The organism is Sulfitobacter sp. 1A13496, from assembly GCF_043557225.1.
GTDB classification, from domain to species: Bacteria; Pseudomonadota; Alphaproteobacteria; order Rhodobacterales; family Rhodobacteraceae; genus Sulfitobacter; species Sulfitobacter faviae.
The window spans coordinates 580728-604743 of the sequence record NZ_JBIFFP010000001.1 but is presented as its reverse complement, the minus strand read 5'-3'; the positions used below and the strand labels follow the sequence as shown (position 1 = coordinate 604743).

Here is a 24016-nt window from a genome sequence, read left to right as displayed (position 1 = left end):
ACTCATCATGTGGGGTGAATCGCCGATCAGGCGGTCGGGACCGGATGGCCCATTTTGCGGATGGCGTCAACAATACCGCCCAGTTTCATTGAAAGCGACCCTTTGATCAGCACGACATCGCCGGAATCAAGCCTTGCGCGGAGTCCTTGCAACATCTCTTCGGCGGTTTCCGTCCAATCGCCGCGCTGATGTTCGGGCAGATTGTCGTAAAAGGCTTTCATCAACGGGCCGACGCAATGCACCACGTCAAGCGCGCGGGTGGCTTCGAGATCGGCGAGACCGGCGTGCAGTGCCACGGCCTCGGGGCCGAGTTCTTTCATGTCACCGACAAATGCAATCCGCCGCCCCTTGCTGACGCGCCCAATGTCATGTGTCACTTCTGAGGCCGCCAGCACTTCAAGTGCTGCGGCCATGGAGGTCGGGTTGGCGTTATAGCTGTCGTCGATCAGCTCCAGCGCCAAATGGGTATCGACAGTATCCAGCAAAATACGTTCGCGCACCCCGCGCCCGGCATAGGGCGACCAGCGGCCCAGCGATTGCACGGCCAGCGCCCGATCCGCGCCAAGCGCCTCGGCCACTGCCAGCGCGCCAAGCGCGTTCATCGCGAAATGCCGCCCCGGCGTGGCGATCTTGAAGATCAGCGGCGCGCCTTCGACCTCGGCCTGTGCCACGGTGGCATCGCCCTGAACCTTGACCTCGCCCAGCTTGTAGTGATGCCCTGCCTGCCCAAAGGTCGTCTCGCGCAGGCCGCGCTCTAGCGCTTTGGCCAAGACGATATCGCTGTGCGCGTGGTCGGCGTTGATCACCGCCACGCCGCCCGGCTCCATCCCGTCAAAGATGCTGGCCTTTTCCACCGCGATGGCGGCGACATCCTTGAAGGCTTCGAGGTGGACGGCGGCGACATTCGTGACCATCGCGGCGTCGGGGCACGCCTGTTTGGCGAGGGGGGCAATCTCTCCGGGGTGGTTCATGCCGATCTCGATCACCGCGTAATCGGTATCGCGCGGCATCCGCGCTAAGGTCAGCGGCACGCCCCAGTGGTTGTTATAGCTGTCGACGCTGGCATGGGCCCGGCCCTGATCGCCAAAGATCGCCAGCAGCATCTCCTTGGTCGAGGTCTTGCCGACGCTGCCGGTCACCGCCGCCACCTTGGCCTGCGGGCCGAGGCGGGCGCGCCCTGCCCGGCCAAGCGCTTCGAGCGCCTGCTGCACATCCTCAACGATCAGCAGCGGCGCGTCCGTGGCCATGCCTTCGGGGATATGGGTCACGAGCGCGGCAGCGGCCCCTTTGTCGAGCGCTTGGGCCACGAACTCATGCCCGTCCCGCGCGGCCTTGAGTGCGACGAAGAGATCGCCGGGCTGCAAGGTCCGCGTGTCGATCGAGACACCGTTGCAAGCCCAATCGCCCTGCGCCTGCCCGCCCGTGGCCTCCGCCGCTTCGCTCGCTGTCCAAAGGCTCATGCCAATCTCCCGTCCAGTGCCGCCACGGCCACGCTGGCCTGTTCCACATCGTCGAAAGGCAGCACGTCGTCGCCCACGGTCTGCCCGGTCTCATGCCCCTTGCCTGCGATGAGCAGCGCGTCGCCCGGCTCTAGCGCATCCACCCCGCGCAGGATGGCTTCGGCACGGTCGCCGACTTCCCAAGCCTCGGGTGCGCCGCCCAGCACGGCGGCACGGATGCTCGCGGGGTCTTCGCTGCGTGGGTTGTCGTCGGTTACGATCACCATATCCGCATGTTCCGCCGCCGCCTGCCCCATCAAGGGGCGTTTGGCCCGGTCCCGGTCGCCGCCAGCGCCGACGATGGCGACGAGGCGGCCCATGACATGCGGGCGCATGGCGGCAAGTGCCGTGGCCACTGCATCGGGCGTATGGGCGTAATCGACAAACACCGCCGCGCCATTGTCGCGGGTCGCGGCAAGCTGCATCCGGCCCCGCACGGTGGTGAGATGCGGCAGCGTGTCGAAGACCTCCTGCGGATCGGCGCCGCAGGCGATGACCAGCCCGGCCGCCAGCAATACGTTGTCGCCCTGAAAGCCGCCGATCAGGTTGAGGCGCTTTTGATAGGTCTTGCCGCGCCAACTGAAACGCAGGTCTTGTCCCGTCGCATCGAACCGCTGGCCTTGCAGATGCAGATCGCCCCCATCGCGGCCCACGGTGATGACCTCACAGCCCCGCGCGCGGGCGATGGCCGCGATGTCGACGCCCTTTTCATCGTCGATATTGACCACAGCCGTGCCATCTTCGGGCAGGACACGGGCGAAAAGCGCGGCTTTGGCGGCGAAATAGGCCTCGAATGTCTCGTGATAGTCCAGATGGTCTTGGGTGAAGTTGGTAAAGCCCGCCGCCTTGAGCGTCACCCCATCCAGCCGCCGCTGGTCGAGCCCATGGCTGGACGCTTCCATCGCGGCATGGGTGATCCCATTCGCCGCCGCCTCGGCCAGCGTGCGGTGCAGGGTGATCGGCTCAGGCGTGGTATGGGCCAAGGGGGCGGCCCATGCGCCCTCTACCCCGGTGGTGCCGAGGTTTACGGCAGGCAATCCCATTTCAACCCAAATCTGACGCACGAAGGTCGAGACGGAAGTTTTCCCATTGGTGCCCGTGACCGCGATCATCGTGGCGGGCTGGCCACCGAACCAGAGCGCCGCCGTGCGCGCCAGCGCCTCCCGCGGGAGGTCGGAGACCACCAGCGCGGCATCCGAGCCCGCCAATTCCTCGGCGGCGAGCTTGGCGCCCGCCGCATCGGTCAGCACCGCCGCCGCGCCCATGTGCAGGGCGTATTGAATGAACTCTGCCCCATGCACACGGCTGCCGGCCAGAGCCGCAAAGAGCGTGCCCTCGCGCACCTCACGGCTGTCGACCGCGATGCCGGTGATCATGGGGTTGGCCCCCGCCCGCGCGGTCAGCCCGAGTGAGGAAAGGGGTACGGCCCGGTCGGTCATAGAAATGTCTTTTCAGTTGCTGCTGGTCAGCGTTAGCACAGCGTCGTTCACCGGTTCAACAGCGGGGCGCAGCCCCAGCAGGGGTGCGATGCGGCGCACCATCTCGGCGGCCACGGGCACGGCGGTCCACCCCGCCGTGCGGCGCGGTTTCGGGCCCGAGGTCTCAACCGGTTCGTCCAGCGTGACGATCAGCACATATTTCGGATCGTTGATCGGAAAGATGCTGGCGAAAGTGTTGATCACCTTGTCGTCGTAATAGCCGCCCGTGGGCTTGGGCTTGTCGGCGGTGCCGGTCTTGCCCGCGATCTGATAGCCCGGCACCTCGGCAAAGCTGGCCGTGCCATCGGTCACCACCTTGCGCAGCATCATCCGCGCCTGCGCGGCGGTCTCTTCGGACATGACGCGGGGGCCGAGTTGGGGGGCGGATTGCTTCAGCAACGTGGGTTTTACCGCGCGCCCGCCATTGGCGATGGCCGCATAGCCTGCGGCAAGGTGCATCGGTGTGCTCGACAGCCCGTGGCCGTAGGAGATCGTCACGCTCGACAGCTCGGTCCAGCGGCTCGGCAAGAGCGGCTTGCCGCCCGAGGCTTCGACGATCTCAAAGGGGGTCGGCTCAAAGAAACCGAGGCTTTTGAGGAACTCCTGCTGCCGTTCGATACCGATTTCCAGCGCCATCCGGCCCGTGCCCCGGTTCGAGGAATGCACGATGATGTCGGCGACGCTCAGCTTGCCGTAGTTCTTGTTCCGGAACTCACCGATGCGGAAACCGCCAACCTTCATCGGGCCGGAGGTGTCGATGATCGTGTCGGCGTTGAACAGCCCCAGTTCCACCGCCTGTGCGGCTGCGAAAATCTTGAAGGTGGAGCCCAGTTCATAGACCCCTTGCACCGCGCGGTTAAACAGCGGGCTGTCCGAAGCATCTCCTTGGGTCAAAGGCCGGGGCCGGTTGTTGGGGTCGAAATCCGGCAGGGAGGCGACCGAGATCACCTCGCCCGTGTGCACATCCATCAGAATGCTGGTGGCCCCTTTGGCGTTCATCAGCTTCATGCCGCCATAAAGCACCCGCTCCGCCGCGGCCTGCACGGTGAGGTCGAGCGACAGTTCTAGAGGTTTGTTGCCATTGGCCGGGTCGCGCAGATAGTCGTCGAAATACTTCTCGGCTCCTGCCACGCCGATTACCTCGGCGGCATGGACGCCTTCCTTGCCATAGCTCGCCCCGCCCAGCACATGAGCTGCAAGCGAGCCGTTGGGGTAAAGACGCATGTCGCGCGGCGCGAACAAAAGCCCCGGATCGCCGATATCATGCACGGCCTGCATCTGTTCGGGGCTGATTTTCTTCTTGATCCACAGGAACTTGCGCTTGCCTGTGAAATCCTTGATCAGGCGCTCTTCTTTCAGGTCGGGAAAGATTTTGACCAGCTTTCGCGCGGCCATCTCCGGGTCGATCATATGACGCGGCTGCGCATAGAGCGCGTGGGTCTCGAAATTGGTGGCCAGAAGGTTGCCGTTCCGGTCCGTGATATCCGCGCGCGAGGCCGAGATCACGGCCCCCGGCGCATGGCCGCGCGGCTCGGACGGTTCCGACATGGCCAGCAGCCCCATGCGTCCGCCGATCACGGTGAAGGCACAGAGGAAACAGACCCCCAGCACCAGAAGCCGCCCCTCAGCGCGCATCCGCGCCTTGTCACGCATCTGCTCGTGGCGGATGCGCTTGTTCTCACGTTCGATCGCGTCAGGGTTTTCCCCCTTCTCGCGGGCCTCGAGGATGCGGGCCAGCGGGCGCAGCGGGGTGCGGATCATTCAACCTTCTCCTCGGAAAGACCGTTCAGCGCCTCGTAATTCATCGTCGAGACATCCACAGGATCGGTGATCGGCAGCATGGGCTGGGGCGGATAGGCGACTTGATCGACCTGACCGAACTGGCCGGGATGCAGCGGCAACAGGCCCAGACGGTCAAAGTTCAGATCCGCCAGATCGCGCAGCCGGTCCGGGCGGTTCTGAAAGGCCCATTCGGCGCGCAGCACGGCCAGACGGGCGTGGGCGGCGCGGATATTGGCATGCAGCCTGTCGGCATCGCTTAGCGCCTGCTGGGTCGCGTAATTCTCGCGGTAGGCCCAGAAGGCCAATCCAACCACGGCAATGGTGGTGAGGATATACATTACCGTGCGCATCACTCAGATCCCCCTGACCATCGGCATGCCGATGGTTTTCGCGTCAATCTCACCACTGGGCGCGTCGGTGCGCGTGGCGACCCGCAGCTTGGCCGACCGGCTGCGCGGGTTCTCTTCCAATTCCTGCGCGTCAGGGCCAATCGCCTTGCGGGATTTCAGCGTGAACTGCGGCGGTGCCTGCTCAAGCGCGGGGGCGAAACGGTTGGCATTGCCCCCGGCCCCGGCACGCGCGGTGAGGAAGCGTTTGACCATGCGGTCCTCAACCGAATGAAAGGTCACCACGGCCAGCTTTCCGCCCGGCTTCAACGCCCGCTCAGCCGCCATAAGCCCCTGAAAAAGTTCGCCATATTCATTGTTCACCGCGATCCGAAGCGCTTGGAAACTGCGGGTTGCCGGATGGCTCTGGCCGGGCTTGGAGCGCGGCAGGCAGCCTTCGACCAGTTTCGCCAATTCCAACGTGGTGGTGATCGGCGCTTCTTCCCGGGCACGGACAATCGCCTTGGCGATCCGGCGCGAGGCGCGCTCTTCACCGTATTGAAAGAGGATATTGGCGATCACCTCTTCCTCGGCCTCATTGACCAGATCGACAGCCGAGGGGCCATCTTGGCTCATCCGCATGTCGAGCGGGCCATCTTTCATGAAGGAAAAGCCACGCTCCGCCTGATCAAGCTGCATGGAGGAGACACCGAGGTCCAGCACCACACCATCGAGGTCTTGGGCATATTCATCCATGCGCGAAAAGACGCCCTGCTGCATGGTGATCCGATCGCCATAGTCGCCAGCCCATGCTGCCGCCATCTCAAAGGCCAGCGGATCGCGGTCGACGGCCACCACACGCGCGGCCCCGGCCTCAAGCAAGCCACGGGTGTAGCCGCCCGCGCCAAAGGTGCCATCCAGCCAGACCCCCTCTACGGGCGCCACGGCAGATAGGATCGGGCGCAGCAGAACGGGGGTGTGAGGGGCGGAAGGGTCAGAGGCAGCAACCATTCCCTCAAATCTCCATATCACCATCAAGGAACGAGAGCGGATCGACATCGTCGGGCAGTTCCTGCTGCCATGCCTCTTCCTCGGTCTCGTAGGTTTCGGGCTTCCAGATTTGGAAGGTGTCACCGGCGGCGATAAAGAACGCTTCACCGTTGAGTTCAATCTTGTTGCGCAGTTTGGCGGGCAGCACCAAACGGCCTGTCTCATCTACCGTCGTGGGGAAAGACTGGCCGTGGAACAGACGCTGAAGGGCCTTGCGCTGCATGGAGCCACGCGGCATGCGGTCGATCTTGGCGTCAACCTCTTCGATGGCTTCCATGGTGTAGCATTCAAGGTAGTTGCGGCGGTGATCGCCATAGACGATGACCAGCTCGGGATTGTCGCCGTTCTTCCAGTTCGGGTCGCCAGCCTCCAACACACGCCGAAAAGAGGCTGGGATAGACACCCGCCCCTTCGTATCGACCTTGTGGTGGCTTTCGCCTCTGAACCTGCGGCTCACTTGTTGTCCCTGCCTCTTGCGCCTTTGCGCTTAAACTCGTTATTCGCCTCAATCCCCTGCCCCGGAAATGGAAACGGCGGGTTGATCTGCTGCCACTGATCAACCCGCCGCCCACGTCCCGCAGCTTGGCGGGGGAAGTCCGACTGCGCGCGCCACCTGGGGGGATGTCTGCTCGCTCGCGCGCCGGATCTCTTTGGTCTGATGAAAGCGAGGTGCCTGTATGAAACCTGCTAGGTTTTGATTTATTTTGGGGTCGTTTGCTGCCCCGTGTCCCGTTCTCATCCGATGCATTAGGGATGCCATGGGAATTGATGGGCGTCTAGATATTTTTTGGATTTCCGCCCAATATTTTGTTTTGCACAGGCTGTGAGAACAACATCTGGTATAACTTTTCGGGCGCAGCGTGGCTTAATTTGGGACCGTTTAAGTCCGAAACACTATATCTTGTTAACGAATTGCGACCTGCACAATATCCCACAGTTTCCCACTAAAATTTGCTCACATAGTTATCCACAGGACATGTTCGTTGCCTGTTCCGCAGAATGCGCGCAGAGCATTCGAATTGCACGCCAATTCCCGTGGCTGCGAATCGGGCAAGACCCCCAATAGCGCAAGGGGCGCCCATGATTTCCCAGACTTCCCATGCATTCCCGCGACTTTTCCCATGACCTCCCAGCGGCCCATGCTTTCCCAGCCGCGCAGCTCCTCCCGACAGCGGTATCTTGTCCTTTCGGCCCACGCACGGCATGTAATGGCGCGAAACGGAGGGAGTGCATCATGATCCAAGCCACGGCTCTATTTACCCACGCGCTGAACATGCTGTTTCACGCGCCCTCAACCACGCTGCGGGTGATCCTGCCTGCGGTGCTTTGGGTGATGGGGGCCGCCGCTGCAGCGGGCTTGCTGGCGGGGGATGCGCTTGGGGCCATGGATCAGGTGATCGAGAACGCCGCCCCGCCGCCTGCGGGTCAACTTCTGATCCTGATCGCCTGCGGGCTGGCGGGCATCCTTGGCTATGCGCTGATGGCCATCCTCTGGCACCGCTATGTCTTGCTTGATCACAAAGGAAGCGCCCTGCGCCCGGGCATGGGGCTGTTCTGGGCCTATGTCTGGCGGGCCATCGTTCTGGGTTTCGTGCAGTTTCTCGCGGCCATTCCCATCGGCCTTGCCATGCTACTTCTGGGCGGGCTGACCGGGTCGAGCCCGGCGGCACTGCTGTTGATCGGACTGGTGGCAGGAGTGGCCTTTCTTTGGCTGGCGCTGCGGCTCAGCCTCGTTCTGCCCGCCGCCGCTCTTGGCCACGTCATGTCGGTCCGCGACAGCTGGCGCGCGACCGAGCCTTTGGCCGGCACGCTTTGGGCGCTGGCCGTGTTGCTGGCGGTGGTGAACACGTTGCTCGGCGTGATCGCCAGCATGTTGCTGCCCGCCGACCCCGGACTGCGGCTGATGCTGGATTCCCTGCTCTACCTTATAGAGGGGCTGGTTTTCGTCTCGATGCTGACCACACTTTATGGCTACTTGATCGAAGGGCGCGAGCTGGGGTAACCGCCCGCGCCACCCTCATCAGGCCATACCACCGTCGATCAAGCCCTTTGCGAGCCGGGCATAGGCATCGGCCATCGGCCCCTCGCCTACGGCGACCGGCGTGCCGCTATCCCCGGCCAAACGGGTATCGAGATCAATCGGCAGGCTGCCCAAAAGCGGCACGCCCATCTTCTCGGCCTCCGCCGCCACACCGCCTTGGCCAAAGATCTCATGCTGAGAGCCACAATCGGGGCAGACGAATGTCGACATATTCTCGATCAGTCCCAGCACCGGGGTTTTCAATGTGGCGAACATGTCAAGCGCCTTGCGCGCGTCGATCAGCGCCACGTCCTGAGGCGTGCTGACCACGATGGCGCCCGAAAGCTCGGACTTGGTGCAAAGCGTCAGTTGCACATCGCCGGTGCCGGGCGGCAGATCGACGAGCAGCACGTCCAGCTCACCCCATTCCACTTGCCCCAGCATCTGCTGCAGCGCGCCCATCAGCATCGGCCCACGCCAGACGACGGCCTTGCCCTCCTCAAGCATAAAGCCGATCGACATCAGGGTCACGCCATGGGCCTGCAAGGGAATGATCGTCTTACCATCGGGGCTCGCCGGGCGCTTGTTGACCCCCATCATGCGCGGCTGGCTGGGACCATAGATATCGGCATCCAGAAGCCCCACCTTGCGCCCGGCCCGCGCCAGCGCCACGGCAAGGTTGGAACTGACGGTGGATTTACCCACACCACCCTTGCCCGAGCCGATGGCGAGGATGCGCTTCACGCCGCTGGGTTTCATCGGCCCCTCTTGCGGTTTGGGATGCCCGCCGACCTTGAGACTGGGCGCTTTCGGTGCGGGGCCATGCGCGGTCAGCGCGACCGATACATCACCCACCCCCGGCAGATCGCGGACCACCTGCTCTGCTGCGTCGCGCAAAGGCGCCATCTGCCTCGCCACATCGGCATTGGGCGCTTCGATGACGAATCGCACCTTATCACCTTCGACCACCAGCGCGCGGACCAGATCATGGGACAGCAGGCTCTTGCCGTCGGGCAGTTGCACCCGCGCCAGCGCCGCTTCGACTTCTGCTTTGGTCACAGACATGCGCAAATTCTCCTCTATTACGGCTTCTGAAATGGCAGGTTCTGCGCCAAGCGCAAGGGGACGGCCCTTTTTGCATAGGGAAGAGGCACAATGCCCAAGGATTACGCAGGGGCACCATGTTTTTGCTGCATGGCAGCATTGCAAAAAGAAATATTGTGCAGGCGCAGCAATTAGCGCTAACTTAGGTTCATAGGCAGGGCCAAGCGCCCCGCTTTCGGAAAGACCAGACACATTCCTCCTCCCGAATGTGTCTGATTTTACCAAGACTTGGATGCATCCACTCCTCCTCCCGGATGCAGGCAAGTTTGGAAAGACCAGACGCGTCCATCCTCCTCCCGGATGTGTCTGTTATTGGCGGCGACATCTACCTCCTCCCAGATGTCGTCGCCCCCTTTCCCCCCTCCCCATATATGACAGTTTTATGACCCTGCGCCCTTTTGCCGCGCGGGCAAAACCGTTTTTTATCAACTAGTTGCGCCACTCAGAACCTATGCGCTTTCTGCATAGCGGCATTGACTTTATGCCCGTTGTGCAAATGCAGAAAGGGCGTAAATAGCAGGCAACGAGATGATCCACAGATGAAAAAAGAGGCGCCGAAATGGCTTACATGAACACAACCACCGCAAACACAACTTCCGTCTTCGCCCGTATCGGCGGCGCATTCGAAGCACTGGCAACCCGCTACAAACAGCACCGTCTGTACCGTGAAACTTTCGACGGTCTGAGCGCGTTGAGCAACCGTGAACTGGCCGACCTTGGTCTGAGCCGTTCCGAACTGCGCCGCGTCGCATGGGAATCTTCCCGCGGCTAAGCAGAGATAGAGATCGGACGTCAGAACCCCTCCCTGTTCTGCCGTCTGAAAGCCGGGGTGCGCGTCACTTTCCTCCTCCCTGAATGAGGCGGACCCCGCAAGGAGACCCGAAGCCGACCCTCCCTCGACGCTTCGGGCCGACATAGAAACGGCGGCACCTTCCTCCCAAGGTGTCGTCGTTTTTGTTTGTAAAGCCCTGTTTAGGCAGGCTTTTGACAGCCCACCGCAAGATTTGATTTAGAACGGTACGTCTTTCCCGCCGGTCAAGAAGCGCGAGACGACCTTTTTGGTCCCGGCCTTCTCAAAGGCGACTTCCATCTTGTCACCTTCGATGCCAATCACTTCGCCATAGCCGAATTTATCATGGAAAACGCGCTCGCCCATTTCAAAGGCGGCGACGGCTTGCATGTCGATCGTGACATTGCGGCTTTCGCGCGACTGGCTCGTGCCCCGCGCCCCGCTGCGTGATTGCAGGCGTTTCCAGCCCGGTGAATTATAGACATTCGCGCTTGCGGCACGGTCATGTAGGTCCGATTGCGGCATGGCCGCGCCAAAGCCACCGCCGTAAAGCCCCGGCGGAGTCAGCACATCCACATGTTCTTCGGGCAGCTCATCAATGAAACGCGACGGCATCGCATTTTGCCATTGGCCAAAGACCCGGCGATTGGCAGCAAAAGAGATGGTGCAAATCTGCTCCGCCCGGGTGATGCCGACATAGGCCAGCCGCCGCTCTTCTTCGAGCCCTTTCATCCCGCTTTCATCCATCGAACGCTGCGAGGGGAACAGCCCATCTTCCCAGCCTGGCAGGAAAACCATGGGGAATTCCAAACCCTTGGCCGCGTGCAGCGTCATGATCGAGACCTTCTCGCCATCGCCCTCCTGCTCATTATCCATGATCAGGCTGACATGTTCGAGGAAGCCCTGCAGGTTCTCGAACCCTTCCAAGGCTTTGACGAGTTCCTTGAGGTTTTCCAGCCGCCCCGGCGCTTCGGGCGTTTTGTCATTCTGCCACATGCCGGTGTAGCCGCTTTCGTCGAGAATCATCTCGGCCAGTTCGACATGGGACACTTCGGGCGGGCCATAATCCATCCGCAGCGGCGCGGCACCATCATCCAGCACCGTGTCGTCCTCGCTGATCTCGATCCGCGGGCCTTGCAACATCGACGACCAACGGTCGATCCCGTCGATCAAAAGCCGCAGTTGCGCCGCCCCTTTGCCGCTGATCCCGCCATGGGCGAGAAGGATTCGCGCGCCTTCGACAAGGTTCACCCCATGATCCCGCGCCGTGCGCTGTATCTTCTGCTGCGCCTTCTCGCCCAAACCCCGCTTGGGCGTGTTCACGATCCGCTCGAAGGCAAGATCATCATCGGGGCTGGTGACCACGCGGAAATAGGCCATGGCGTCGCGGATTTCCAAACGCTCATAGAATCGCGGACCGCCAATCACCTTATAAGGCAGGCCGATGGTCAAAAACCGGTCCTCGAAAGCGCGCATCTGGTGGCTCGCCCGGACGAGAATCGCCATATCGTCGAACGAGAAGGGGTCGAGCCCCCTCGTTCCGCGCTGCGCGGATTCGATCTCTTCCCCGATCCAACGGGCCTCTTCCTCGCCATCCCAATGGCCGATCAGGCGGACCTTTTCGCCCTCGGTCTCTTCGGTCCAGAGCGTCTTGCCCAAGCGCCCCTCATTGCCCGCGATCACGCCCGAGGCGGCGGCGAGGATATGGGGGGTCGAGCGGTAATTCTGCTCAAGCTTGACCACATGGGCGCCGGGGAAATCCGTTTCAAACCGCAGGATGTTGCCCACTTCAGCCCCGCGCCAGCCATAGATCGACTGGTCGTCGTCGCCCACGCAGCAGATGTTCTTGTGCCCCTGCGCCAAAAGCCGCAGCCACAAATACTGGGCCACGTTGGTATCCTGATATTCATCGACGAGGATGTATTTGAACCAACGCTGATACTGCGCCAACACATCCGGGTGCGCCTGGAAAATCGTTACCATATGCAGCAGCAGGTCGCCGAAATCGGTCGCGTTCAATTCGATCAGACGGCGTTGATATTTCGCGTAAATTTCCGGCCCGCGGTGATTGTATGCCCCGGCATCCGCGCTCGGGATCTTGTCCGGGGTCAGCGCGCGGTTTTTCCAGCCGTCGATGATCCCCGCCAGCATCCGTGCGGGCCAGCGCTTGTCGTCGATCCCTTCGGCGGCGACCAATTGTTTGAGCAGGCGCAACTGGTCATCCGTATCGAGAATCGTGAAATTGCTTTTCAGCCCCACCAATTCCGCATGCCGCCGCAGCAGCTTGACGCAGATCGCGTGAAAGGTGCCGAGCCACGGCATCCCTTCGACCTGTTGGCCCAGCATCTGGCCCACGCGGTTCTTCATCTCCCGCGCGGCCTTGTTGGTGAAAGTGACCGCCAGAACCTCATGCGGGCGCGCGCGCCCGGTGTTAAGCAGATGCACGATTCGCGCCGTCAGCGCCCGCGTTTTGCCGGTGCCCGCCCCGGCGAGCATCAGTACGGGGCCATCCAACGTCTCGACCGCGGCCCGTTGGGCGGGGTTCAACCCCTCCAGATAAGGCTGCGGACGCGCGGCCATGGCGCGGGCGGAGAGAGAGGCGCCCTCAAAGGCGTCCATTTCGTCAAAATCACTCATGCCCGCAATCTAGCGCGTCCGGGGTACGAGATAAAGAGACGTTCCTCAAATGTTCTTTCGAAAGATATTCAAGTCCCGATTTGGCGCCACTGCGGGCAAAACCGGGTGAATTTAAAATGCGGGGGAAATCTTTACCCGTTGATAATGCTTTGGCGGCAATGTGCTGACACAACGATAAACGAGAGGAACCGCTCATGTTCAGAAACGATGATACTTCGGTACTGCGCCGAGAGATTGACCGGTTCAAACTGCCGATGTTCATTGCCGAATTGAACGCGGACAGCGGGCATTTCGAACTTTTGGCCCTCAACACCGCCCATGAGGCGCATAGCGGCATGGTGATGAGCGAGGTCATAAACCGCCCCCTGCACAGTTTCATGCCCCATGAAGAGGCCGAGGCGGTCAATGAACGCTATGCGCGCTGCGTCTCAAACGCGGGGCAAATCCGCTATCGCGAGATGCTGCATATGCCAAGAGGGCCGCTGATTTGGGACACCACGTTGCATCATGTGCAATCTTACCGCGGCCTCGACCGGGTGGTGGGCAGCGCCATCGTTGTGGAGCGGGTGCAGCGGGACAACCGCGATACCCTCGCTTTTGAGGATGTGCGCTATTTCGCGGCGACATCTTCGTTCAAACTCGAACAAATCTCGACGGTGCTGGATGCCGCCGAAAAGGGGCTGATCGATCCGGCGAAGCTTACCGGGTCGGCGGGGATGCTGGCCGGGCTCTGCCGCGCCATCGATAGCACCATGCAAGAGCTACGCTCGATCGCGCAGGAACGTCTGGATGCCGAGGCCAATCCGACCGTGCATCTGATCGACATGGAGGACGCCAGCGCCAGTGAAGGCGACGAAATCGAAGCAGCCATCGCGGCGCTTGTCGATATGGCCGACAACCTACCGACCCCTCCGGTGCGAAAGGTAAGCGAGGCCGCACCGCTGGCCCGGTCCGTTTTTCGGCAGTAGCGCCTCGGCGCCCCACCCGGACGGCAGCACCCTCACCCCGGCTCCGACGCAGCCGCACCATCTGGACAAACCGCAACCCTTTGGCGCAAATGCCGCCATGGACCTACATGCAACCTACCCCGCCCTTTCGGACCTTCGCAGCCGCGCGCAGTCGCGCCTGCCGAAATTCGTTTGGGAATACCTTGATTCCGCCACCGGGACGGAGGCCACCAAACACCGCAATCGCGCGGCCCTAGACCGCGTCGGGCTGATGCCTTCGGTGTTGCACGGCGAATTCACACCTGACCTCAGCGTCGATCTGATGGGGCAAAAGCTCCCCCTGCCCTTCGGCATGTCCCCCTTGGGCATGTCCGGCCTGATCTGGCCCGATGCCGAAGCCCATCTTGCCCGCGCGGCGGATCGTGCTGGCATTCCCTTTGGCCTGTCCACCGTGGCCGCAACCTGCCCGGAAGATGTAGCGCCCCATTTGGGCGCGCATGGTTGGTTCCAACTCTACCCCCCGCGCGACCCGGAAATTCGGACCGATATGCTGGCGCGGGCCAAGGCTGCGGGTTTCACGACTTTGGTCCTGACCGTCGACGTACCGGTCGCCTCGCGCCGTGAGCGGCAAACCCGTTCGGGCCTGACCAGCCCGCCCAAACTGACCCCGCGGCTGATGGCGCAGGTCGCGATGCGCCCCGCTTGGGCAATGGGCATGGCCCGTCGGGGTCTGCCACATATGAAAATGCTCGACAAATACACCGAAGGCACGGCCACCGCGAACCTGCCGCCGACCGCGCATGTGGGCTATCTGCTGCGCACCGCGCCCGATTGGGATTATCTGCATTGGCTGCGCGACCACTGGCAGGGTCCGCTGGTGATCAAAGGCGTGCTGCGCCCCGAAGACGCCACGAAGATGGAAAAGGCCGGGGCCGATGCAATCTGGGTCTCGAACCACGCGGGCCGCCAGTTCGACGCGGCCCCCGCCAGCGCCGAGGCGCTGCCCGCCATTCGTGCCGCCACGAAACTGCCGGTGATCTTTGACAGCGGCGTGGAATCGGGCCTCGACATTCTGCGTGCCTTCGCGCTCGGCGCGGATTTCGTCATGCTGGGCCGGGCCTTCCACTTTGCCCTCGCCGCCCTTGGGCCGCGCGGGGTCGATCACCTGATCGATGTGCTTGCCCGCGACCTGACCGCCAATATGGGACAGCTGGGCGCGCAAAACCTGCGCGACCTTCCTCCCCCCTTTGATCTGTCGCCGTTCTGATCGGAAAGCTTGCAGAAATGTGACAAAGACGGCCACAGTCCTCTTGCGCTGCACCGCAGCATCCCTAAGCTGCCTTTAAAACCAGCAGGGGAGACCAGCCAGTGACCGATTTTAAAAAGATCCTGATCGCGAACCGTGGTGAGATCGCGATCCGCATCATGCGCGCCGCCAATGAGATGGGCAAGAAAACGGTCGCGGTCTACGCCGAGGAGGACAAGCTGGGCCTGCACCGTTTCAAAGCGGATGAGGCCTATCGCATCGGTGAAGGTCTCGGCCCCGTCGCGGCCTATCTCAGCATCGACGAGATGATCCGCGTGGCCAAGGCGTCGGGTGCTGATGCCATCCATCCGGGCTATGGCCTGCTGTCGGAAAACCCGGAATTCGTCGATGCCTGCGAGAAGAACGGCATCACCTTCATCGGCCCGCGGGCCGAGACGATGCGCGCCTTGGGGGACAAAGCCTCTGCCCGCCGCGTCGCGATGGCGGCGGGCGTGCCGGTCATCCCCGCCACCGAAGTGCTGGGCGAAGACATGGACGCGATCCGCGCCGAGGCGGCCGAGGTCGGCTACCCCCTGATGCTCAAAGCTTCTTGGGGCGGCGGCGGGCGCGGGATGCGGCCGATCATGTCCGAAAAGGAACTGGAAGAAAAAGTCCGCGAAGGGCGCCGCGAGGCCGAAGCCGCTTTCGGCAATGGCGAGGGCTATCTGGAGAAGATGATCCTGCGCGCCCGCCATGTCGAAGTGCAGATCCTCGGCGACAAACAGGGCGACATTTACCATCTGTACGAACGCGATTGCTCGGTCCAGCGCCGCAACCAAAAGGTCGTCGAACGCGCCCCCGCCCCCTATCTGAGCGAGGAGCAACGCGCCGAAATCTGCGAATTGGGCCGCAAAATCTGCGCCCATGTGAACTATGAATGCGCGGGCACCGTCGAATTCCTGATGGATATGGAAACCGGCAATTTCTACTTCATCGAGGTGAACCCCCGCGTCCAGGTCGAACATACCGTGACCGAAGAGGTCACCGGCATCGACATCGTCCGCGCCCAGATCCTCATTGCCGAGGGCAAACCGCTGGCCGAAGCGACGGGCAAGGCGCGGCAAGAGGACATCACCCTCACCGGCCACGCCTTGCAAACCCGCGTCACCACCGAAGACCCGCAGAACAATTTCATCCCCGACTATGGCCGCATCACCGCCTACCGCTCGGCCACCGGCATGGGCATCCGGCTCGATGGCGGCACGGCCTATGCGGGCGGGGTCATCACGCGCTATTACGACAGCCTGCTGACCAAGGTCACCGCCAAGGCGCCGACGCCCGAGATGGCCATCGCCCGGATGGACCGCGCCCTGCGCGAGTTCCGGGTGCGCGGGGTTAGCACCAACATCGCCTTCGTCGAGAACCTGCTGAAACACCCGACGTTTCTGAACAACGAATACACCACCAAATTCATCGACGAGACGCCCGAGCTGTTCCAGTTCGAGCAGCGCCGCGACCGCGCAACCAAGGTGCTGACCTATATCGCCGACATCACCGTCAACGGCCATCCAGAGACCAAGGGCCATGCCTTGCCCGCCGCCCATGTGCGCGACCCCAAGCCGCCCGTGCTGCGCGGCGAGCCGCAGATGGGCACGCGTAACCTCTTGGAACAAAAGGGCCCCGAGGCGGTGGCCGAGTGGATGGGCCAGCAGCGCCAACTGCTCATCACCGACACCACCATGCGCGATGCGCATCAGTCGCTCTTGGCCACGCGGATGCGCAGCCTTGATATGATCAAGGTAGCCCCCGCCTATGCCGCCAATCTGCCGCAGCTCTTCTCGGTCGAATGCTGGGGCGGGGCGACTTTCGATGTGGCCTATCGCTTCTTGCAGGAATGCCCGTGGCAGCGCCTGCGCGACCTGCGCGCGGCCCTGCCCAATGTGATGACCCAGATGCTGCTGCGCGCCTCCAACGGGGTGGGCTATACCAATTACCCCGACAACGTGGTGCAGAAATTCGTGGCCACGGCGGCCAATACCGGCGTCGACGTGTTCCGCGTGTTCGACAGTCTCAACTGGGTTGAGAACATGCGCGTGGCGATGGATGCAGTCGTAGAATCCGGCAAGATTTGCGAGGGCACGATCTGCTACACGGGCGACATCTTTGACCCGGACCGGGCGAAATACGACCTTCAGTATTACGTCAATATGGGCAAGGAACTGAAAGCCGCCGGCGCGCATGTGTTGGGGCTGAAAGACATGGCAGGCCTGTTGAAACCCGCTCAGGCCCGCGCGCTCGTCAAGGCGTTGAAATCCGAGGTTGGTCTGCCGATTCATTTCCACACCCATGACACGGCGGGCAGTGCCACGGCCACCATCCTCGCGGCCTCTGAGGCGGGCGTCGATGCGGTCGACTGCGCGATGGATGCGCTTTCGGGCAACACGTCTCAGGCGACGCTCGGCACCGTGGTCTCGGCCCTGCAACATACCGACCGCGACACCGGGATCGACATGAAGGCCGTGCGCGAAATCTCTGATTACTGGGAAGAAGTGCGTGGCCATTACGCGGCCTTTGAGACCGGGATGCAGGCGCCCTCCTCCGAGGTTTACCTGCACGAAATGCCCGGGGGCCAGTTCACGAACCTCAAAGCGCAGGCCGCCTCCATGGGGCTGGAAGACCGCTGGCCCGAGGTGGCGCGCACCTATGCGGACGTGAACCAGATGTTCGGCGATATCGTGAAGGTCACGCCCTCGTCCAAAGTCGTGGGCGACATGGCGTTGATGATGGTCTCCCAAGGGCTGACCCGGGCGCAGGTCGAAGACCCGAATGTCGATGTCTCCTTCCCCGACAGCGTGATCGACATGATGCGCGGCAACCTCGGCCAGCCGCAGAATGGCTTCCCGGCGGGCATCGTCAAGAAGGTGCTGAAAGGCGAGACGCCGAACACCGAACGCCCCGGCAAACATCTGGAACCCGTCGATCTAGAGGCCGTGCGCAAGGAGCTTTCCGAGCAGTTGGACGGCCTGCAGATCGACGACGAAGACCTCTGCGGCTATCTGATGTATCCCAAGGTTTTCCTCGACTACATGGGCCGCCACCGCGTCTATGGCCCGGTGCGCACCCTGCCCACGCATACCTTCTTCTACGGCATGGAACCGGGGGCGGAGATCTCGGCCGAGATCGATCCCGGCAAAACCTTGGAAATCCGTCTTCAGGCCGAATCCGAGGCCGGTGAGGATGGCGAGGTGAAGGTCTTCTTTGAACTCAACGGCCAGCCGCGGGTGATCCGTGTGGCGAACCGGCTGGTCAAGGATGCCACGGTGCAGCGCCCCAAGGCCGAGGCGGGCAATCCCGATCACATCGGCGCGCCGATGCCGGGGGTCGTGGCCTCCGTCGGGGTGAAGGCGGGCCAGCAGGTCAAGGCGGGCGACCTGATTTTGACCATCGAAGCGATGAAGATGGAGACGGGCCTTCACGCAGAACGCGATGCGGTGGTAAAGGCCGTGCATGTTCAGGCCGGTGGCCAGATCGATGCGAAGGACCTGCTCGTCGAGTTAGAGTAAATCATTCCCGGGCGCGGCCCCTTGCCGCGCCTCCAGCCGAAGCAAGCCGATGCACCTCACTGCGATAACCCTGATCGTGCCCGACTATGACGCCGGCATCGCCTTTTACTGCGGCGTCATGGGGTTCGAACTGACCGAGGACGTCGACCAAGGCCGCAAACGCTGGGTCCGCGTCACCCCGCCCGGCGCCGAGACGGGGTTCGTTCTGGCCCGGGCGGACGGAGGGGCGCAGCGCGCCGCCATCGGCAATCAGGGTGCGGGCCGTGTTTGGCTGTTCTTGAAGGTTAAGGATTTCGCGGCGGAATTCGACCGTCTGACCGCTGCGGGCGTGACCTTCGAAGAAGAACCGCGTCATGAGCCCTATGGCAAAGTGGCCGTTTTTCGCGATCCTTTCGGAAACCGTTGGGATTTGCTGGGTGATTGACCCCTCCCGCGGCTCCGCGCCGCATTGCCATTGCCCGGCCCATCGCTATTTTGGCTTTTGACTGAGCCTGAGCGATCCCATGCCCTACGAATGGACCACCCCGCCCCGCGCCACTCCGCAGCAGATGCGCCTTTGGCCGCATCAATCCCTGCCCGCGCGCGGTTTTGCGGCCTTTATGCTGGCCACTTTTACGCTGGCTATGATTCCGCTTTTCGCCATGCTCGGCACCGCCCTGCTCTGGGGGCTGCTGCCCTTCGTGCTTCTGGCCTTGGGGGCGGTCTATTGGGCCTTGCAACACAATCACCGCGCCCGCCAGATCGAAGAGGTGCTGACCCTCGACGACACCACGGCGCGGCTGGTGCACACCACCGCCAAGGGCGAGGTCAAGGATTGGGACTGTAACCGCTATTGGACCCAAGTGAAGAAATACGACGATGACGGCCCCGTGCCGCATTACGTCACCCTACGCGGCGAGGGCCGCGAGGTTGAGATCGGCGCCTTTCTCAGCGAAGAAGAGCGCATCGCGCTTTACGACGATCTGGCACGGCATCTGCGGAACTGAAAAGGGCCAGACACTAAAAAGGGCCAGACCTTGCGGCCCAGCCCTCTGTTTTTCAACTCAATTGCGGCTCAGCTCAGGCGGTCTTTGATAACCGGGCCCACTGCGCCGAAATCCATTTGGCCGGTATAACGCTCTTTCAGCAGCCCCATAACCTTGCCCATGTCGCGGATCGAAGTCGCGCCGACATCGGCCACGGCCTTATCCACGGCGGCGGCGGTTTCGGTGACGCTGAGCTGCCTTGGCAGGAATTCTTCGATCACCTCGACCTCTTCGCGCTCGCGCTCCGCGAGGTCCAGCCGTCCGCCCTCTTCATAGGCGCGCGCCGATTCCTGACGCTGTTTGGCCATTTTGCTGAGGATGCCCAGCACCTCGGCATCCGACACGCCCTCATCCTTGCCGTTGGCCCGGGCGGCGATGTCCTTGTCCTTGATCGCGGCATTGATCAGCCGCAGCGTCGAAAGCCGGTCCGCCGCCTTGTCTTTCATGGCCTGTTTCAAAGCATCCGAGATGCGCATCCGCAATGACATGGTGGTTTCCTGTGTTTCGCTAAATCCAAGGGTCGCAGCTTAGCTGCTCTCTCGCTGCGGAGCAATGGGGGGCGACCATAGGTAAACTACTGATCTGAAACGATATCTCTTTTCCCTCCGCCTATTGACCCCGCGCCCGCGCGGGATTAGGTTGCCACCCGTTTACCCGCACCCTTTCTGCCCGGAGACTGCCCCATGTCCGCGCCCGCTCGCCCACGCCCAACCGCCTGCCTTGCCCTTGCGGATGGATCGATTTTCTACGGCATGGGGTTTGGCGCCACCGGCCAGACCGTGGCGGAGTTGTGCTTCAACACCGCGATGACCGGCTACCAAGAGATCATGACCGACCCGTCCTATGCGGGCCAGATCGTGACCTTCACCTTCCCGCATATCGGCAATGTCGGCACCAACTCCGAAGATGATGAGACCGGCGATCCGGTCGCTGCGGGCATGGTCGTCAAATGGATGCCCACCACGCCCAGCAGCTGGCGCAACATTCAGCCGCTGTCGGATTGGCTGGCGTCGCGCGGGCGCATCGCCATCGGCGGTGTCGACACCCGCCGCCTGACCCGCGCAATCCGCCAGCAAGGTGCGCCGCACGCCGCCCTCGCCCACGACCCGGATGGTAACTTCGACATCGAAGCGCTGGTCGCCGCCGCGCGCGATTTTGCCGGGCTCGAAGGGATGGATCTGGCCAAGGACGTGACCTGCGCCCAGACCTATCGCTGGAACGAGATGCGGTGGGCATGGCCCGACGGCTACGCGCCCCAGACCGAAGCCAAGCACAAGGTCGTCGCCGTGGACTATGGCGCGAAACGCAACATCCTGCGCTGCCTCGCCTCTGCGGGCTGCGATGTCACCGTACTGCCCGCCACCGCGACCTATGACGACATCATGGCCCATGAGCCCGATGGCGTCTTCCTCTCCAACGGTCCCGGCGATCCGGCGGCGACGGGCGCCTATGCCGTGCCGATGATCCGCGAGGTTCTGGACAAAACCGATCTGCCGGTCTTTGGCATTTGCCTTGGCCACCAGATGCTTGCGCTAGCGCTTGGGGCGACCACCGTTAAGATGAGCCACGGCCATCACGGCGCCAACCACCCGGTCAAGGATTACGACACCGGCAAGGTCGAGATCACCTCGATGAACCACGGTTTCGCGGTCGACGGGCAATCTCTGCCCGAGGGCGTGCGCGAGACGCATGTCTCGCTCTTTGACGGGTCGAACTGTGGCATCCGCGTCGATGGCCGCCCGATTTGGTCGGTCCAGCACCATCCCGAAGCCAGCCCCGGCCCGCAAGACAGCTATTACCTGTTCGAACGGTTTAGCGAAGCAATGGCCGAGCGCAGCGCGTAAAATTTTCTACATGCACTGATTGCACAGGCGACTTTTAACTCTCGATTAACGGTCGCCTGCCAGTCTCATTCCGGAACCTCGACGGGGCACGGAATGAGCAACCTTCGCCTGAAACTCTCAGCGCCGCGGATGGCCACCGCGCCCGCTCGCCGGATGCGGTTGGGCCAACATTTAATCGCCGCAGGGGTCATCGGCCCGCGCGATCTGCTGCACGGGCTTGACCTACAGCGCCGCATCGACGCCCCTCTTGGCGAAGTTCTGGCCACCGAAGGGTTGGTTGCCCCCGATGACATCGTCAAAGCGCTTGCCCGGCAGTATGGCGCCCAACCTGTCGACTTGACCCGCAGCCCCTGCGATCAGCGTCTTGCGGCTCGGATACCCGCGCGTCTCTGTCTGCAATTCGGTGCCGTGCCATGGCTGGAACTGGGGGACCGGCTTTTCGTGGCCAGCGGTCGCCCCGCGGAATTTCCTCACCTTTGCAACGCCTTGGGGGAGCGTGGGAAAACCTTGGTGTTGGTCGTCGCCGACCCCCGGCAGGTGCAGATCCAGATCGGCAGGCTCTATGCCGCGGAACTCGCGGAACATGCCGTCACCCGCGTCGCGGATGCCGAAAGCTGTCGGAACTGGGGCGTGCGCAGCTGGAAACGGCGGTCTGCGCTGCGGGGTATTCTGCTGTCGCTCTTTGCGCTACTGGTGTTTTTCCCCTCCGCCCTCCTTACGATCGCTCTCCTCTGTGGCGCGCTCACTCTGCTGCTGACCAGCGGGCTCAAGGCCGCGGCCCTTTGGGCCTCTCTCACCCGGCCCAAGCCCCCTCGGTCGCTGCCAAATGCCGCAGAGATTAAGGGGTTTCGCCTGCCCCGTGTCTCGGTTCTCGTGCCCTTGCTGCATGAGGAAGAGATCGCGCAGGCGCTGATCGCGCGGCTTTCGCGGCTCACCTACCCAAAATCGCTGCTGGAGGTGGTTCTGGTCCTCGAAGCGAGTGACAAGCTCACACGTGCGACCATCGCCCGCACCCCCTTGCCGCCATGGATCAGCGTGATCGAAGTGCCCGATGCCGGGGCGCTCAAGACCAAGCCCCGCGCGTTGAACTACGCGCTCGATTTCTGCCGCGGCAGCATCATCGGCGTTTGGGATGCCGAGGATGCGCCGGAGCCGGACCAGATCGAACAAATTGTGACCCGCTTTCACAACGCGCCCGAAAATACCGCTTGTTTGCAAGGGGTTCTAGATTTCTACAACAGCCGCGGCAATTGGATGGCCCGCTGTTTTTCGATCGAGTATGCGACTTGGTGGCGGGTGGTCCTACCGGGCGTGGCCCGGCTGGGGCTGGTCGTCCCGCTGGGCGGCACCACGCTGTTTTTCCGGCGCGACATCCTCGAACGGCTCGGCGCTTGGGACGCCCATAACGTGACCGAGGATGCCGATCTGGGCCTCCGGCTGGCGCGGCGCGGCTATGTGACCGAACTGATGCGCACCATCACCTATGAAGAGGCCAATTGCCGGCCTTGGCCTTGGGTGCGGCAACGATCCCGTTGGCTGAAGGGATATCTCATCACTTGGGCGGTCCATATGCAAAGACCACGCGCCCTGCTGAAAGACCTCGGCCCCCTGCGGTTCATTGGCGTGCAGGCGATCTTCCTCGCCACGGTTTCGCAATTCGCCCTCGCGCCCCTTCTCTGGTCGCTGTGGCTGAGTTTTTTTGGGCTGTATCACCCGGTCACGGACTGGCTTGCGCCACCCGTCCTGACGGCGATCTTCGCGCTGTTCATCCTATCGGAATTGCTGAACTTCTGCGCCGCCACCATCGCGGTCTCAAACCGGGGTCAACGGCATCTGCTACCGTGGGTCATCACCTGCCCGCTCTACTTCGCATTAGGCGCCTTGGCCGCCGCCAAAGCGCTGTTTGAGCTCTATCGCAGCCCACATTTTTGGGACAAAACCGCCCATGGGCATACTCTGCCGCGCTATGTAAAACCCCGCAAAAGGCTCAAAAATCATCCTCGCGCCGGGCCGCTTCCTGCTTCAACCGGGTCATGAAGGCGACGGAGATATGCGTGCGCAGCGCCTCATCCGCGCCATCCTCATCGCGGGCTTCGATCATCTCCACGATGCGGTTATGTTCGGCCTGCGCAATCTCCCCCCGCCCTTCCACCGCGAGGGATGAAGTCGCCATCAAGGCCATAGAGCGGTGCACGAGGTCGAGCTGCTGCACCAGATAGCGGTTGTGCGACGCCAGATGGATCTGCTTGTGAAACCGTTTGTTGGCCCGTGCCAGCGCATTGGGATTGCCCGCCAGCGCGTTGTCGGTATCCACCATCTCGCGCAGCACGCGCACCTCCTCGGCGGTGGCATGGCGCGCGGCCAGACGTGCGGCCAGCCCCTCCAGCTCGCCCCGTACAACGTAAAGCTCGGCCATCTGGTTGTGATCCAGCGAGGCCACGATCAGGCTACGCCCGTCACGCATCAGCAAGGATTGCGTCTCAAGCCGTTGTAATGCCTCACGGATCGGCGTTCGTGAGACGCCGAAACGCTCGGCCAACTCGCTCTCCACCAAGCGGTCACCGGGGCGATAGGTGCCAATGTCGATGGCCTCCAAAATCATCGAATAGGCGTCGGTCGGGCCGGTCTTGGGGTCGGGCATCAGCTATCAGTCCTTGAAAGTTGCGCCACCTTACTCACCGCGACCATTTGCGCAACCCAGCAGG

General features: G+C 62.6%; 19 protein-coding genes. 9 read left to right on the top strand and 10 right to left on the bottom strand.

The features are described from left to right. Nucleotides 1–26: 26 nt before the first annotated feature. Genes murF through mraZ form a run of 6 tightly spaced genes read right to left on the bottom strand, consistent with a single transcriptional unit; the run spans nucleotide 27 to nucleotide 6592 of the window. Nucleotides 27–1460, bottom strand: a complete 1434-nt coding sequence (murF, locus tag ACGYLX_RS02955; RefSeq protein ID WP_168611988.1) for a UDP-N-acetylmuramoyl-tripeptide--D-alanyl-D-alanine ligase — start codon at nucleotides 1458–1460, stop codon at nucleotides 27–29. Next, nucleotides 1457–2938, bottom strand: coding sequence for a UDP-N-acetylmuramoyl-L-alanyl-D-glutamate--2,6-diaminopimelate ligase (locus ACGYLX_RS02950; protein WP_168611987.1), 1482 nt, complete (start codon nucleotides 2936–2938; stop codon nucleotides 1457–1459). Before ACGYLX_RS02950 ends, murF begins: the two co-directional genes overlap by 4 nt. Before the next feature lie 12 nt (nucleotides 2939–2950). Then, entirely contained in the window at nucleotides 2951–4738 is a 1788-nt protein-coding gene (locus ACGYLX_RS02945; protein WP_168611986.1) for a penicillin-binding protein 2, read from the bottom strand. Next, complete coding sequence (locus ACGYLX_RS02940) at nucleotides 4735–5109, bottom strand: cell division protein FtsL (protein WP_168611985.1); 375 nt, start codon at nucleotides 5107–5109, stop codon at nucleotides 4735–4737. The genes ACGYLX_RS02945 and ACGYLX_RS02940 overlap by 4 nt, the downstream gene beginning before the upstream one ends. 3 nt (nucleotides 5110–5112) lie before the next feature. Then, nucleotides 5113–6096 carry a 16S rRNA (cytosine(1402)-N(4))-methyltransferase RsmH gene (gene rsmH / locus ACGYLX_RS02935; protein ID WP_168611984.1) on the bottom strand — a complete coding sequence of 328 codons (984 nt, stop codon included), beginning with the start codon at nucleotides 6094–6096 and terminating at the stop codon, nucleotides 5113–5115. Nucleotides 6097–6100: 4 nt separating this feature from the next. After that, the gene (gene mraZ, locus ACGYLX_RS02930; protein WP_082851962.1) at nucleotides 6101–6592 is read right to left on the bottom strand and encodes a division/cell wall cluster transcriptional repressor MraZ; all 492 of its coding nucleotides are present in this window, start codon (nucleotides 6590–6592) and stop codon (nucleotides 6101–6103) included. Nucleotides 6593–7369: 777 nt separating this feature from the next. On the opposite strand from mraZ, the gene ACGYLX_RS02925 reads away from it, so the two are divergent. Then, the gene (locus tag ACGYLX_RS02925; RefSeq protein WP_168611983.1) at nucleotides 7370–8137 is read left to right on the top strand and encodes a hypothetical protein; all 768 of its coding nucleotides are present in this window, start codon (nucleotides 7370–7372) and stop codon (nucleotides 8135–8137) included. 18 nt (nucleotides 8138–8155) lie between these two features. On the opposite strand, the gene ACGYLX_RS02920 is transcribed toward ACGYLX_RS02925, so the two are convergent. Next, nucleotides 8156–9220, bottom strand: coding sequence for an Mrp/NBP35 family ATP-binding protein (locus ACGYLX_RS02920; RefSeq protein WP_168611982.1), 1065 nt, complete (start codon nucleotides 9218–9220; stop codon nucleotides 8156–8158). Nucleotides 9221–9818: 598 nt separating this feature from the next. Here ACGYLX_RS02920 and ACGYLX_RS02915 point away from each other — a divergent pair. Next, complete coding sequence (locus tag ACGYLX_RS02915) at nucleotides 9819–10031, top strand: DUF1127 domain-containing protein (RefSeq protein WP_067262642.1); 213 nt, start codon at nucleotides 9819–9821, stop codon at nucleotides 10029–10031. 237 nt (nucleotides 10032–10268) lie between these two features. Here the strand turns inward: ACGYLX_RS02915 and ACGYLX_RS02910 are convergent, their stop codons facing one another. Continuing rightward, nucleotides 10269–12686 (bottom strand): UvrD-helicase domain-containing protein, encoded by a 2418-nt coding sequence (locus tag ACGYLX_RS02910; protein WP_168611981.1) that lies wholly within the window; start codon nucleotides 12684–12686, stop codon nucleotides 10269–10271. A gap of 194 nt (nucleotides 12687–12880) precedes the next feature. Between ACGYLX_RS02910 and ACGYLX_RS02905 the strand changes: the two genes are divergently transcribed. From ACGYLX_RS02905 to ACGYLX_RS02885, 5 genes are all read left to right on the top strand, one after another. Beyond that, nucleotides 12881–13654 carry a hypothetical protein gene (locus ACGYLX_RS02905; RefSeq protein WP_168611980.1) on the top strand — a complete coding sequence of 258 codons (774 nt, stop codon included), beginning with the start codon at nucleotides 12881–12883 and terminating at the stop codon, nucleotides 13652–13654. Nucleotides 13655–13751: 97 nt separating this feature from the next. Next, entirely contained in the window at nucleotides 13752–14900 is a 1149-nt protein-coding gene (locus ACGYLX_RS02900; protein ID WP_168611979.1) for an alpha-hydroxy acid oxidase, read from the top strand. A gap of 101 nt (nucleotides 14901–15001) precedes the next feature. Next, nucleotides 15002–18442: a pyruvate carboxylase gene (locus tag ACGYLX_RS02895; protein WP_394447243.1), complete on the top strand. Its 3441-nt coding sequence runs from the start codon at nucleotides 15002–15004 to the stop codon at nucleotides 18440–18442. A gap of 49 nt (nucleotides 18443–18491) precedes the next feature. After that, a complete protein-coding gene (locus ACGYLX_RS02890) occupies nucleotides 18492–18866 on the top strand; it encodes a VOC family protein (protein ID WP_168611977.1) in 375 nt (124 codons plus the stop codon). A 79-nt stretch (nucleotides 18867–18945) separates the two neighbouring features. Next, on the top strand, nucleotides 18946–19428 hold the full coding sequence (locus ACGYLX_RS02885; RefSeq protein ID WP_168611976.1) for a DUF2244 domain-containing protein: 483 nt from the start codon (nucleotides 18946–18948) through the stop codon (nucleotides 19426–19428). A 68-nt stretch (nucleotides 19429–19496) separates the two neighbouring features. On the opposite strand, the gene ACGYLX_RS02880 is transcribed toward ACGYLX_RS02885, so the two are convergent. Next, nucleotides 19497–19955 carry a GatB/YqeY domain-containing protein gene (locus ACGYLX_RS02880; protein ID WP_067262660.1) on the bottom strand — a complete coding sequence of 153 codons (459 nt, stop codon included), beginning with the start codon at nucleotides 19953–19955 and terminating at the stop codon, nucleotides 19497–19499. Between the two features lie 195 nt (nucleotides 19956–20150). Between ACGYLX_RS02880 and carA the strand changes: the two genes are divergently transcribed. Both carA and ACGYLX_RS02870 read left to right on the top strand, forming a co-directional pair. Then, complete coding sequence (carA, locus tag ACGYLX_RS02875; protein ID WP_168611975.1) at nucleotides 20151–21311, top strand: glutamine-hydrolyzing carbamoyl-phosphate synthase small subunit; 1161 nt, start codon at nucleotides 20151–20153, stop codon at nucleotides 21309–21311. A gap of 93 nt (nucleotides 21312–21404) precedes the next feature. Further along, nucleotides 21405–23348 (top strand): glycosyltransferase family 2 protein, encoded by a 1944-nt coding sequence (locus tag ACGYLX_RS02870; protein ID WP_168611974.1) that lies wholly within the window; start codon nucleotides 21405–21407, stop codon nucleotides 23346–23348. Here the strand turns inward: ACGYLX_RS02870 and ACGYLX_RS02865 are convergent. Beyond that, entirely contained in the window at nucleotides 23299–23952 is a 654-nt protein-coding gene (locus tag ACGYLX_RS02865) for a GntR family transcriptional regulator (RefSeq protein ID WP_168611973.1), read from the bottom strand. The genes ACGYLX_RS02870 and ACGYLX_RS02865 overlap by 50 nt on opposite strands. Between the last annotated feature and the right edge of the window lie 64 nt (nucleotides 23953–24016).

What these genes read in the sequence shown, in the direction of transcription:
- murF (WP_168611988.1), bottom strand. Translation starts at nt 1,460, where the DNA reads ATGAGCCTTTGGACAGCGAGCGAAGCGGCGGAGGCCACGGGCGGGCAG.
- ACGYLX_RS02950 (WP_168611987.1), bottom strand. Translation starts at nt 2,938, where the DNA reads ATGACCGACCGGGCCGTACCCCTTTCCTCACTCGGGCTGACCGCGCGG.
- ACGYLX_RS02945 (WP_168611986.1), bottom strand. Translation starts at nt 4,738, where the DNA reads ATGATCCGCACCCCGCTGCGCCCGCTGGCCCGCATCCTCGAGGCCCGC.
- ACGYLX_RS02940 (WP_168611985.1), bottom strand. Translation starts at nt 5,109, where the DNA reads ATGCGCACGGTAATGTATATCCTCACCACCATTGCCGTGGTTGGATTG.
- rsmH (WP_168611984.1), bottom strand. Translation starts at nt 6,096, where the DNA reads ATGGTTGCTGCCTCTGACCCTTCCGCCCCTCACACCCCCGTTCTGCTG.
- ACGYLX_RS02925 (WP_168611983.1), top strand. Translation starts at nt 7,370, where the DNA reads ATGATCCAAGCCACGGCTCTATTTACCCACGCGCTGAACATGCTGTTT.
- ACGYLX_RS02920 (WP_168611982.1), bottom strand. Translation starts at nt 9,220, where the DNA reads ATGTCTGTGACCAAAGCAGAAGTCGAAGCGGCGCTGGCGCGGGTGCAA.
- ACGYLX_RS02915 (WP_067262642.1), top strand. Translation starts at nt 9,819, where the DNA reads ATGGCTTACATGAACACAACCACCGCAAACACAACTTCCGTCTTCGCC.
- ACGYLX_RS02910 (WP_168611981.1), bottom strand. Translation starts at nt 12,686, where the DNA reads ATGAGTGATTTTGACGAAATGGACGCCTTTGAGGGCGCCTCTCTCTCC.
- ACGYLX_RS02905 (WP_168611980.1), top strand. Translation starts at nt 12,881, where the DNA reads ATGTTCAGAAACGATGATACTTCGGTACTGCGCCGAGAGATTGACCGG.
- ACGYLX_RS02900 (WP_168611979.1), top strand. Translation starts at nt 13,752, where the DNA reads ATGGACCTACATGCAACCTACCCCGCCCTTTCGGACCTTCGCAGCCGC.
- ACGYLX_RS02890 (WP_168611977.1), top strand. Translation starts at nt 18,492, where the DNA reads ATGCACCTCACTGCGATAACCCTGATCGTGCCCGACTATGACGCCGGC.
- ACGYLX_RS02885 (WP_168611976.1), top strand. Translation starts at nt 18,946, where the DNA reads ATGCCCTACGAATGGACCACCCCGCCCCGCGCCACTCCGCAGCAGATG.
- ACGYLX_RS02880 (WP_067262660.1), bottom strand. Translation starts at nt 19,955, where the DNA reads ATGTCATTGCGGATGCGCATCTCGGATGCTTTGAAACAGGCCATGAAA.
- carA (WP_168611975.1), top strand. Translation starts at nt 20,151, where the DNA reads ATGTCCGCGCCCGCTCGCCCACGCCCAACCGCCTGCCTTGCCCTTGCG.
- ACGYLX_RS02870 (WP_168611974.1), top strand. Translation starts at nt 21,405, where the DNA reads ATGAGCAACCTTCGCCTGAAACTCTCAGCGCCGCGGATGGCCACCGCG.
- ACGYLX_RS02865 (WP_168611973.1), bottom strand. Translation starts at nt 23,952, where the DNA reads ATGCCCGACCCCAAGACCGGCCCGACCGACGCCTATTCGATGATTTTG.